This window comes from Okeania sp. SIO2F5 (assembly GCF_010692685.1).
GTDB lineage: Bacteria > Cyanobacteriota > Cyanobacteriia > Cyanobacteriales > Microcoleaceae > Okeania > Okeania hirsuta.
On sequence record NZ_JAAHGU010000032.1, the window covers coordinates 1 to 12,622 of the forward strand.

10 protein-coding genes are annotated in these 12,622 nt (G+C 36.9%); 6 read left to right on the forward strand and 4 right to left on the reverse strand.

Going from position 1 to position 12,622, the window contains the following annotated elements; genetic code table 11:
- Window positions 1–52 precede the first annotated feature (52 nt).
- The 4 genes from ptsP to F6K27_RS13285 all read right to left on the reverse strand — a co-directional run bounded on the left by ptsP (window position 53) and on the right by F6K27_RS13285 (window position 5,660).
- Entirely contained in the window at window positions 53–2,584 is a 2,532-nt protein-coding gene (ptsP, locus tag F6K27_RS13270; RefSeq protein WP_287276084.1) for a phosphoenolpyruvate--protein phosphotransferase, read from the reverse strand.
- Window positions 2,585–3,179: 595 nt separating this feature from the next.
- Window positions 3,180–3,395: a hypothetical protein gene (locus tag F6K27_RS13275; protein ID WP_287284264.1), complete on the reverse strand. Its 216-nt coding sequence runs from the start codon at window positions 3,393–3,395 to the stop codon at window positions 3,180–3,182.
- Between the two features lie 754 nt (window positions 3,396–4,149).
- The gene (gene dhaK, locus F6K27_RS13280) at window positions 4,150–5,223 is read right to left on the reverse strand and encodes a dihydroxyacetone kinase subunit DhaK (protein ID WP_287276086.1); all 1,074 of its coding nucleotides are present in this window, start codon (window positions 5,221–5,223) and stop codon (window positions 4,150–4,152) included.
- 305 nt (window positions 5,224–5,528) lie between these two features.
- Window positions 5,529–5,660 (reverse strand): hypothetical protein, encoded by a 132-nt coding sequence (locus F6K27_RS13285; protein ID WP_287276087.1) that lies wholly within the window; start codon window positions 5,658–5,660, stop codon window positions 5,529–5,531.
- A 30-nt stretch (window positions 5,661–5,690) separates the two neighbouring features.
- Between F6K27_RS13285 and F6K27_RS13290 the strand changes: the two genes are divergently transcribed.
- The 6 genes from F6K27_RS13290 to F6K27_RS13315 all read left to right on the forward strand — a co-directional run bounded on the left by F6K27_RS13290 (window position 5,691) and on the right by F6K27_RS13315 (window position 12,601).
- The gene (locus tag F6K27_RS13290; RefSeq protein WP_287276088.1) at window positions 5,691–6,206 is read left to right on the forward strand and encodes a GrpB family protein; all 516 of its coding nucleotides are present in this window, start codon (window positions 5,691–5,693) and stop codon (window positions 6,204–6,206) included.
- A 221-nt stretch (window positions 6,207–6,427) separates the two neighbouring features.
- Window positions 6,428–7,378 (forward strand): ABC transporter ATP-binding protein, encoded by a 951-nt coding sequence (locus tag F6K27_RS13295; RefSeq protein ID WP_287276089.1) that lies wholly within the window; start codon window positions 6,428–6,430, stop codon window positions 7,376–7,378.
- A 130-nt stretch (window positions 7,379–7,508) separates the two neighbouring features.
- Window positions 7,509–9,101, forward strand: a complete 1,593-nt coding sequence (locus F6K27_RS13300; RefSeq protein ID WP_124155460.1) for a hypothetical protein — start codon at window positions 7,509–7,511, stop codon at window positions 9,099–9,101.
- Between the two features lie 438 nt (window positions 9,102–9,539).
- On the forward strand, window positions 9,540–11,081 hold the full coding sequence (locus tag F6K27_RS13305) for a hypothetical protein (protein ID WP_287276090.1): 1,542 nt from the start codon (window positions 9,540–9,542) through the stop codon (window positions 11,079–11,081).
- Between the two features lie 47 nt (window positions 11,082–11,128).
- Entirely contained in the window at window positions 11,129–11,440 is a 312-nt protein-coding gene (locus tag F6K27_RS13310; protein WP_287276091.1) for a hypothetical protein, read from the forward strand.
- A gap of 54 nt (window positions 11,441–11,494) precedes the next feature.
- Complete coding sequence (locus F6K27_RS13315) at window positions 11,495–12,601, forward strand: hypothetical protein (protein WP_287276092.1); 1,107 nt, start codon at window positions 11,495–11,497, stop codon at window positions 12,599–12,601.
- Window positions 12,602–12,622 lie beyond the last annotated feature (21 nt).

A 12,622-nucleotide genomic window follows, 5' to 3' on the forward strand; every position in this document is an offset into this window, starting at 1 on the left:
TCCCCACTCCCCCACTCCCCTACTCCCCTACTCCCAACTATACAATAACTATTCAACCAGATTCTATATCGAGCTCTAGTTGACCAACAATATACTCTTTAACCGACTTCGCCCCATCTAACTGCAACACATCACGAGCGATCGCTTCTACCTGAGACCCATTTAACTGAGAAATCACTTTCTTGACCATAGATATTGCTGGTGGAGCTACACTCAACTCATCCACTCCCAACCCTAACAAAATTGGTACTGCTAACGGACTTGATGCCAACTGACCACAAACAGTCACCGAAATGCTAGCCTGATGGGCAGCAATGACAGTTTGCTGAATCATCCGCAAGACCGCAGGTTCCAAACCATCAGCAATATGAGCAACTTTTGAGTTAGTGCGGTCAGCCGCCATTACATATTGACTCAAATCATTTGTACCAATACTGAAAAAATCTACTTCCTGCGCCAACTGGTCAGCCATTATCGCTGCTGCTGGTACTTCTATCATAATTCCCACTTTTATATTCCCCACACCAGGAAAAGAGGGAAGTTCTAGAAGTGAGTGCTCAACTTCTGTCAAAATTTCCCTAGCCGCGCGTACTTCTTGCACAGATGTCACCATTGGGAACATCACCTTAATATTATGTCCGTGACTTACCCGGAAAATTGCCCGCAACTGACTCCTCAAAATGTCTGGATTATCTAAACTTTCTCGAATACCACGGCATCCCAAAACAGGATTTGCTTCTGACTCCTGCTTAATATAGGGGAGTACTTTATCACCACCAATATCTAAGGTGCGGATAGTTAGAGAGCGAGTTCCCAGAATTTCAGCGATCGCCCGATAAGTTTCATATTCTTCTGCTTCTGTTGGCGCTGTGTTGCGTTCGAGATAAAGAAATTCAGTCCGCAATAAACCCACTCCTTCAGCACCTCGCTCCAGAGCCAATTTTGTATCTGCTACTCCCAGAATATTTGCCATCAAGGGAATTTTTTTGCCATCTTGAGTAATTGCCTCTTGGGTCTGTTGAAATTTATTAGAAGTGTGCGCTTGTTTTGCTTGTAACTCTTCCAACTGTGCCTGACTCGGTTCGAGCCAAATTTCACCTGTTTCCCCATCTAAGGCAATTTGAGACCCTGGGGTTAATGACAATAACTGAGCGCCTACTCCCACTACCATCGGAATACCCAACATATTTGCAATCAGCGTACTATGGGCAGTAACACTGCCAGCGCTAGTACAGATACCCAAGACTAAATTTGGTTGCAGTTGGGTTGCTTGAGAGGGGGTTAAGTCTGGAGCCACCAAAATACCAGGTTGTGACAAATTTAGAGTTCTTCTACTTGTACCTGTAAGCAGTTGTAGCACTCGTCCTCCCACATCTTTGACATCTATGGCACGCGCTTGCAAGTAGGGGTCTTCTAATTTTTGGTAAGTGGCTATCATTTCCTCAATAGCTGTTTTCCATGCTACTGCTGCACAACAATTTTGTGCAAAAATGAGCTTATTTACTTGCTCTAACAGGGTGGGGTCTTCTATATATAATTGGTGTGCTTGAAAAATATCGGTTTGATTATTATCACTTTTATTTTGGTCAGATAGACTGTCAATTATTCTCTGAATTTCCTGTTTAGCAGTTTGCAATATTAACTGTAGGTATTGCCACTCTGCCTCGGAATTTTCTACAGGATAGTCTTCAACTTCTTCTAGAATTTCTGCTTGATCGTGCACTACATTTCCAATGGCAATTCCTGGAGATGCTGGAGTTCCTACTAATTTATTATTTGCATCTGGTGTAGTTAATATTTTTGGTGTTTTCTTGACTATTACTTCCTCTTCATCGAAATTGTTTGTTATTAATTCTTGTATTGCTTTTAAAGCATCAACAGCTTTATTGCCCGTAACTTGTATTTCTATCTCATCCCCTTTTTTGACTGCTAACTTCATAACTTGATTAATGCTTTTAGCATTGACTAGATGACTATTTTTAGTCAAATTTTGCATACTAATTTTAGCAGAAAAATTATTAGCTATGGCTACTAACTTGGCAGCAGGTCGAGCATGAATTCCCAGGGAATTTTTTACCGTAATTTTGATTTTTTCTGACAGTGTTTCGTCATCTTTATTTTGAGTATTTTCAATATTTATTGGGATAGCTTCATCAACATTAAGCTGAGAACTTTTAGTCATTAAAGCTCCATTTGCTTCAGCTATTACCTGTTGAATATTGGCTCCCAAAGAAGCTTGAATTATTGCAGCGATCGCTCCCTCTATCAAAGGTGCAGGACAGATTTTAATATGATTTTTTTGGGCTAGGGGGAGCAATTCTACGGCCATTTCAGCACTCATTATGGCACTGCCTAAGTCCATGAATATTACAACTCCTGCATCAGTATAAACAGATTCTATAGCCTCTTGTACTTTCAGAACATCAGTGCCAAAAGGGTTTTCTGGGTCATCTATTCCGGCAGCGATCGCTATTGGTACTCGTTCTTGGGTCATTTGTTTTGCTAGTTCTGCCACTGCTTCGGCTAATTTTGCACTGTGGGATACAAGTACAATTCCTACCTTACTTTCTGAAGAAACTGTCATTTTGTTTATCAATTGGTAATATTACTACTTGAGATACTAATATTACCAGTTGATAGTTGACAATTGACAATGGCTTTGTTGCATGAAAGTAGCGTTCTTAACATCCATTCCGCAGCTATATCGCTGTGTTTGGGGATTATTGATGTTCTATTTATCAAAATAACATGGGTCGCGCAACCCCGCTTTGACTGGCGCAATATTTTTGGAGAGTTGCTCAAATCCTGGTTACAAATAACTTCTGACTTGGGGACTTCTGACTTCGTTAACTATTGTCCAATAGTTATGACTCTGTAGAGAAAGCGATCGCTATATTTGGGGATGATTGATAATCAATTTAACTATTGTCCAATAGTTATGACTCTGTAGAGAAAGCGATCGCTGTGTTTCGGAATTTATTGATAATCAATTTAACTATTGTCCAATAGTTATTACGTTGTAGAGAAAGCGATCGCTATATTTGGGGATGATTGATAATCAATTTAACTATTGTCCAATAGTTATTACGTTGTAGAGAAAGCGATCGCTATATTTGGGGATGATTGATAATCAATTTAACTATTGTCCAATAGTTATTACGTTGTAGAGAAAGCGATCGCTATATTTGGGGATGATTGATAATCAATTTAACTATTGTCCAATAGTTATTACGTTGTAGAGAAAGCGATCGCTGTATTTGGGGATTATTAATGTTTAATTTATCTATTGTCCAATAGTTATTACGTTGTAGAGAAAGCGATCGCTGTATTTGGGGATTATTAATGTTTAATTTATCTATTGTCCAATAGTTATGACTCTGCTGATTAAACCTCAAAGCTTTTACAGGTAAAAGTTTCAGCCTTTTTCACCTCAAACATTGATGTTCTATTTATCTATTGTCCAATAGTTACAGCAGTTTCCGCGCATATGTGGAACAAGTACGGCAGCTATATACTTTCATGCAACAAAGCCATTGACAATTGATAATTCTTTACAGCGCTTTTGCTGATTGATAAACCACATCTATCTTCACAAGCAAAACCCTCTAATATTATGTCCGGTTGAATAGACATCTCCAGAAAAGAGGGAACAGGGAACAGGGAACAGGGAACAGGATTGATAATTTCTGGGTAAGAATTGATTTTATTTTTGATTTTTGGAGATGTCTAATAGTTATAAATGAGGAGTCAGGAGTCAGGAGTAGGGGCGTTAAGAAGTATGCCCAAGCAAACGGCCGAAAGCTTGCGCATAACTATCGTTAACGCCCCTACAGGAGGGAAGAAAAAGAGGAAAGAACAAAGAAGAAGAAGAGAAGATTTTTTCATCACTAATTATCCGGACATGATATAAGGACGCCATTCGGAGCTTTGCGGAGCGCAAATGCCATTCGCCCCTACTGTGGTCTACTGAAATGAAAACCGCTGTAAATAATTGGGCAGAACAATCTTGGGATAATTCTTATTCCTACCTCCTCGCTTATTCCCATTTCTCCTGTCTTCCCCTCCTGGGAGGGGTTAGGGGTGGGTTGTCTCCTGTCTCCTGTCTCCTACCCCAGCAAAAAGACTTTCCATAAGCAAACCCTAAATAGCTCAAATACCCCATCGCAATGCCGGAGTTTTCACGGGTGCATCCCAGAATTTAATAAACTCATCATCCAATTTCAACAAAGTAATAGAACAACCTTGCATTTCTAGGGAAGTAATATAAGGTCCGATAAAATTACGGACAATGTGTAGTCCTTTTTGTTCACAAATTTCTACTAATTTACGATAAATAATATATAACTCAGAAATAGGAGTACCACCCATACTATTAACAAAAGCCAGGATGCGATCGCCAGACTCAAATGGTTGGTCCCTCGACTCCACTTCCTGCCATTCTCCTTTATCCTCATCCCACTCCCGTATTATCCGACTATAACCTACATCTTCAATAATAGATATAGCCAACATTTCCACAATTTCATCAGCAGATTTCATAGACATTCGTTCTCGCCCTGGCTCCCCATGAATGCCAATACCAAATTCAATTTCGTTATTACCTAACTCAAAAGTGGGGCTACCTTTAGCAGGTGTTGTGCATGATGTCAATGCCATTCCCATACTGCGTCCGTTAAGATTGACTTTCCGGCAAAGGTCAGCTATTTGCTTCAGGCTATAACCTGCTTCAGCAGCAGCACCACATATTTTTTCTGCTAACACTGTGGTCCCGACACCGCGTCGCCCTTGAGTAAAAAGACTGTCTTTGACAGCGACATCATCATCTATTAATATATTCAAGACTCGGATATTTTCTGAGAAACCAAGTTCGGCTGCCATCTCGAAATTCATCACATCGCCACTATAATTTTTGACAATATTGAGAACACCTGCACCTGAGTTGACGACTTTAGCAGCTTCTAACATTTGGTCGGGAGTGGGAGAGGTAAAAATTTCACCAGGACAAGCAGCGTCTAACATTCCCATCCCCACAAAACCTCCGTGCATTGGTTCGTGACCGCTCCCACCACCGGAGATGATGGCAACTTTATTTTTTATCAGTGCATCAGCGCGGTAGATAAAGTGGGGATCGAAGTTGACTTTAATTAGATCGGGGTGTGCGATCGCCATACCTTGAAGGCTTTCCCGAACTAGATCGTTGGGGTTATTAATCAATTTTTTCATGGAACTTTTCTCAATTGGTTATTGTACTTATATTATCAGGACTTACGCACCAAGCGACATATCTAGTAGGGGCGAATGGCATTTGCCCTCTACAGATAGCGTTTTATCTAATAATTTGCGTAAGTCCTGATTATAAATAATATCTGGTTGGGTAATTGACTGCATTGGTTCCAACATAATTATCCACTTGCATAAGTCCCGATCTATAATATTATCCTAATAACTTTGGTATTAGTTTTTTGGCCGTTGGTGAAAAGAGGTATTATATTATGTCCGGATAAGAGCGCGATAGAACTCCGTTCCGTCTACGTGGCAAAAAAACTTTCTCCTTCTACTCGGGGTTTCTTCTTCTTTCTTCCCTCCTGACTCTTGAGTTCTGACTCCTGACTCCTGACTCCTAAAGAATTAAGATTAATATCATACACGCGCTTTACCAACGCTGTTTTTTGTTAATATTTTATAGATAAATGGATGAAATTATTATCGTCGAACATAATCCAGACTGGAAATTTATGTTTCAGCAAGAAGCTACACACATCCGTGAACTTTTAGGAGAATCTCTTATTCATCGTATCGAACATTTTGGCAGCACAGCAGTACCAGGTTTAGCAGCAAAACCTATTATTGATTTATTGATTGAAGTATCTTCACTTGAGGAAGCAAAACAAATAGCTATTCCTCAGTTAAAACTCTTGGGGTATGAATATTGGTTTGATAATCCCGATCCTCAACGGATGTTTTTTGTCAAAGGTCTACCACCTAACAGTCCACGCACTCATCATGTTCATATCGTCGAAGCAGACAGCATATTATGGGAGTGTTTAATATTTCGAGACTATCTTTGTCAGCATCCAGATGAAGCAGCACGCTATACACAATTAAAACGTAATCTTGCTCAACGCTTTTCGAGCGATCGAGAAGCATACACAACAGGAAAAACGGATTATATTAAGTCTGTCATGGAAAAAGCACGACTTCAGTAATAAAAATTTTCACATATATAGCAATGAGCGCTTAACAAATTCAATCTTTATATATCCAGAGATTATACTCAAAATTATTGAAAAATGTAATGAACATAACAGAATTACCACAAAAATATAATGCGCCTAAACATTGCGAAATCTTAATGCCAAATCCTGTAGACATTGGCTAGGGTAGTTTCAACCCACCCACTTAACCTACCTTCTTCTGTTTAACAGTCATGCTACAAGAACTAGCAATTGAAACTCGTGGCCTTACCAAACAATTTGATCGCCATATAGCAGTCAACGACCTCCATTTACAAGTAGCTACTGGGGAAGTTTATGGACTGATTGGACCTAATGGGGCAGGCAAAACCACCCTATTAAGAATGTTAGCTACTGCCGAAGAACCCACAATAGGGGAAATATATATCAGTGGAGAACGCCTACTGCGTGACCATACCAACCCCACCCTGAAACAACGCCTCGGTTTTTTGCCAGACGACTTTCCGGTATATGACGACCTAACTTTGTGGGATTATCTTGACTATTTTGCCAGACTTTACAATTTGCGGGAACCTTACCGTTCACGCCGACTTTTTACTGTCTTGGAATTGGTCGAATTGGTGAATAAACGGAATAGTATGATTTCTACTCTATCCCGGGGTATGAAACAACGTCTGAGTTTAGGCAGAACTATTATTCACGAACCCCTGCTACTATTATTAGATGAACCTGTTTCTGGTTTAGACCCCATTGCCAGAATGCAGTTTCGGGAAATTATCAAAGCATTGCAAGAAGCAGGCATGACAATAGTCATTTCTTCCCATGTTCTCAGTGATTTGGCAGAACTTTGCACTTCGGTGGGAATAATGGAATTAGGTTATTTGGTGGAAAGCACTTCTCTCAAAGAACTTTATCAACGTCTTAGCACTCAGCAAATTTTGATTTCTGTGATGAGTGGGTTATCAGAGTTAATTACGGAAATTAAAAATTTTCCTTGGGTGGACGCTTGGGAAGTTTTGCCGGAGGGTCAGCAAGTACGAGTTCAATTTTCGGGAACTCCCGAAGATTCTTCTAGTTTGCTACGATCGCTAATTCTTGCTAATATCCCAGTCACAAATTTCCATTGTACTCAAGAAGACCTAGAAGAAATTTTTCTCAAACTCGGACATCAGCAAGCAAATTAAGACTTACCCAGGAAGAACCCAGAAACCCGGTTTCTACGGTAAACCATTATTTTTAACAATAGACATTTAGGAGAAACCGGGTTTCTTTGAGTAAATCCTGTTAATTTCAAAATTTTTGGAGTTATAACTTATGTTATCTAAACCATTCGTCAATTTATTCAATTGGAACCCTCAATTATTCCGAGAAATAAAAGGTCGTCTCAAAACCAGAAATGTAGTGATCGCCATCTCTTTATCTCTCCTGTGCCAATTCATAGTAATGACGTATTATCTACGAAGACTTCCACAAGAATACGGTAGATATGTTACCAGTGATAGTCAATATTGTGTCGAAGTAGGAAAATATTGTACAGATATTGAGTGGTCTAGTTGGTGGTTAGATATCTTCAACAATTTGAGTTTGATTTTGCTTCCTTTAATGTTAATTGGCGGTGTCTATATGTTAGTAGGAGATCTAGCAAAAGAACAACGTCTTGGTACTCTCAATTTTATTCGTCTTAGTCCTAAATCTAGTCAGAAAATTTTGCTCGGCAAACTATTAGGAGTGCCAATTTTAATTTACCTAGCAGTAGTTATTTTCTTGCCTCTACATTTGTGGGCAAATATATCGTCTGGTTTGTCTTTATCTTGGTTTTTTGTATTTTATGGAGTTTTAATAATAGTTTGTTGTTTTTTCTACAATACCTCACTACTTTTTGCGTTTTTAGTAGGTTGTCAAGCTTGGTTAGCTGCTGCCATAACAGGCATATTTTTCTATCTTCTAATAGCTGCTATTGATGAAGGGTATAGTGATGAGATTAACGCCCTTATTGGTACTCATGAAAGAAATGTTCTACTAATAAGAATTGGTGTGATAATTACTTTAAGAATTGGTCATATGATTATTTCAGCTCTAATTTTGGGAAGCTACTGGAGTTGGCAAGCTGTAAATCGTCGTTACAGAAATCCTAATGCTACAGCTATTAATAAAAAACAAAGCTATTGCTTAATGGGATGTTTCCAAGTCTATCTAATGCTATGTTTCTTACTACACAATATTGACTATAAATCAACTGACGTTTTACAAGAATCGCTGGCTTTATTCTGTACTCTTAATTTGTTGTGGTTTTTATTAGTAATTGCTATGTTGTCACCTCAACGACAAAGTGTAGAAGATTGGGCAAGATATAGACATGAACAAGTTAATAATGATCAAACTGCAATTGTCAAAGGATTATCTATTAGCTTAAAACAAGATTTAATTTGGAGTGAAAAAAGTCCAGCTTTAGTAGCAATAGGAATTAATCTAGTTATTACTGCTGTAATTTGGATTGCCTGGATTTTATTTTGGCAGCAAAATAACACGATCAAACTATCAGCTATTTTGATATTAATTTTGAGCTTTAGCTTAATCTTAATTTATGCAGCGGTCGCTCAATTTATATTGCTAACAAAAGTCAAAAAGCCTACTATTTGGGCTACAGGAATAGTAAGTGGTTTTATTTTTCTACAACCTTTGGCACTAACGTTAATGTCAATTAACCCTGATATTTATCCTGATTTGTGGTTGTTCTCTGCTTTTCCTTCGTTTGCTCTCAACAATTCTTTAGCTATTACACCAATTTTAATAGCAATTATTGGTCAGTGGACTGTCTTAATATCAGTAACTTTACTACTAATCCGAAAAATCAAAAAATTAGGTGCATCTGATTATCAGAAATTACTAATAGGTCAAAAAGATTGAAGAATTCACCAGACAAAATTTCTTACAGTCAGAAAATTTCTTAGAGTCATAAAAATTATTAGGAACTCAATAACTGAATAATATTGAAGTCTGTTTAAGGTAGGCATTCAGCTATTAGCAGTCAGCTCCTAGCTTTAATGAATGAAGCAAGAGTTCTTTTAACTTCTACTACATTTTCAACCATATATTTGAGTTGTCAACTCATATAATTTATGGGCAGAAATTATAGATGTATCTTAGAAGCTGATTGCTGATAGCTGACTGCTGAATGCTTACTGTTTAAGTAATTAATAACGACTTAGAAAAAAAATTAATCTGAGGCCGATTCCATTATCAAAACACATAGAAAGTAAAATACACTTTTTCCTGGGAAGCAATTTTTCTGAAACTCGGACATCAGCAAGCAAATTAATTTTATAATCTTTGGAGTTATAACTTATGTTATCTAAACCATTAGACAATTTATTCAATTGGAATCCTCAATTATTCCGAGAAATTAAAGGTCGCCTCAAAACTAGAAATGTAGCGATCGCCATATCAGCATCTCTCCTGTGCCAATTCATAGTAATGATGGTTTTCCTAGAAAGACTTCCACAAACATACGGTACAGATGTTGCTCGCCATAATCCATATTGTGTCGAAGTAGGACGATATTGTACAGGTATTGATTGGTCTAATTGGTGGGTAGATATCTTCAGCACTTTGAATATAATTTTGCTGACTTTAATGTTAACTGGTGGTGTCTATATGTTAGTAGCAAACCTAGGAAAAGAACAACGTCTTGGTACTCTTAATTTTATTCGTCTTAGTCCTCAATCTAGTCAGAAAATTTTGCTCGGCAAACTATTAGGAGTACCAATTTTAATTTACCTAGCAGGAGCTATTTTTTTACCTCTACATTTGTGGGCAAATATATCATCTGGTTTACCTTTATCTTGGTTTTTTGTATTTTATGGAATTTTAATAACAGTTTGTTGTTTTTTCTACAATACGTCAATACTTTTTGTGTTTTTAGTAGGTTGTCAAGCTTGGTTAGCTGCTGCCATAACAGCCATATTTTTGTACCCTTTTCTAACCATTATTCAACCATATACTTATGATTATGCAGTTCGTGCCCATTTTCCTGATTTTCTACTAAGAACTGGTGCGATGATTATATCAGGTGTAATTTTGGGAAGCTATTGGATTTGGCAAGCTGTAAATCGGCGTTACAGAAATCCTAATCGTACAGTTATTAGCAAAAAACAAAGTTATTGGTTAATGGGATGTTCCCAAGTCTATCTGCTACTGTTTTTGTTAGTGATAGGTATTACTGACGATTTACAAGAATCACCGATTTTATTCTGTACTCTTAATTTGTTTTGGTTTTTGTTAGTAATTGCTATGTTATCACCTCAACGACAGAGCATACAAGATTGGGCAAGATATAGACATCAACAAGTCAATAATGATGAAACTAAAATTATCAAAGGATCGGCTATTAGTTTAAAAGAAGATTTAATTTGGAGTGAAAAAATTCCACCTTTAGTAGCAATGGGAATTAATGTAGTTATTACTGCTGTAATTTGGATTTCCTGGATTTTATTTTGGCAAGATAATACGATTAAACTACCAGTTATTTTGACCTTGATTTTGAGCTTAAATTTAATCTTAATTTATGCAGCGATCGCTCAATTTCTATTGCTAATGAAAATCAAAAATCCTGCTATTTGGGCAATAGGGATACTAGGTAGTTTTATTTTTTTACAACTTTTTACACTAATTTTGTTAATGTCAATTAAACCCGATAGTTCCCCTAATTTGTGGTTATTCTCTACTTTTCCTTGGTTTTATATTGGCGAAGGTTCTTTAGCTATCGCGCCAATGTTAATAGCAATTATTAGTCAGTGGAGTGTTTTGATTTCAGTAACTTTCCTACTAACTCGAAAAATTCAAAAATTAGGTGCATCCGATTCTCAGAAATTATTGACAGGTAAATAAAGATTGAAGAATTCAGCATGGAGAATTTCTCATTGGAGTTATAAATTATGTTATCTAAACCATTAGACAATTTATTTAACTGGAATCCTCAATTATTCCGAGAAATTAAAGGTCGCCTCAAAACCAGAAATGTAGCGATCGCCATATCTGCATCTCTCCTCTGCCAATTTCTTGTTATGATGACTTTTGATGGTGCTGCCCATTCTCACCGATATTGTATATACACAGAAGAGGATTGTACTGGTACTCTCTGGTCATATTGGTGGGCAGATATCTTTGTCACTTTTAGCTGGATTTTGTTTGCTTTGACCTTACTTGGCGGTATCTATATGTTAGTAGCAGATCTAGCAAAAGAATAACGTCTTGGTACTCTTAATTTTATTCGTCTTAGTCCTCAATCTAGTCATAAAATTTTGCTAGGTAAATTATTAGGAGTACCAATTTTAATTTACCTAGCAGCAGCTATTTTTTTTCCTCTACATTTGTGGGCAAATATATCATCTGGTTTGTCTTTATCTTGGTTATTTGGATTTTATGGAGTTTTAATTGCAGTTTGTTATTTTCTCTACAATGCCTCACTACTTTTGGCCTTTTTAGGAGTTACTCAAGCTTGGTTAATTGCAACAATAACCGGAATATTTTTGTTTCCTATTATGGGTATCATTGAATCATATACTAATGAGACTAACGCTCTTATTGATACTGATGGAATAAGATATTTACTAATAGTAGCTGCCATAATTATTTTAGGTTTAATTTTGGGAAGCTACTGGATTTGGAAAGCTGTAAATCGTCGTTACCGAAATCCTAATGCCACAATTATTAGTAAAGAACAAAGCTATTGGTTAATGGGATGTTTCCATTTTTATCTACTGCCATTGTTCTTATTAATAAATATTGGCAATGATGAAAAATCAAGCTACATTTTATGGAATTCACTGATTTTCTTCTGCACTATTAACTTATTCTGGTTTTTGTTAGTCATTGCTTTGTTATCACCTCAAAGAAAAAGTGTGCAAGATTGGGCAAGATACAGACATCAACAAATTAATAATGATGAAACTGCAATTGTTAAAGGTTTAGCTATTAGTTTAAAACAAGACTTAATTTGGGGTGAAAAAAGTCCAGCTTTAGTGGCGATTGGAATTAACCTAGTTATTACTGGTTTAATTTGGAGTTCATGGATTTTACTTTGGCATGACAATGAAATTAAATTACGAGCTATTTTAACTTTAATTCTGAGCCTAAATTTAATTTTAATTTATGCAGCGATCGTTCAATTTGTATTGTTGATGAAAGTCAAAAAACCTGCTATTTGGGCAGTAGGAATATTAGATAGTTTAATTTCTTTGCCACCTATTGCTTTATTATTACTGTCAATTTCACCTAATAATCACTCAAATTTATGGCTATTTTCAACTTTTCCTTGGCTCTCCATTGACTTAAATTATCCAGCGATCGCATCAATGTTAATTGCAATTATTGGTCAGTGGAGTGTTTTGACATTAGTAACTTTATAACTGACCATAAAAATCCGAAAA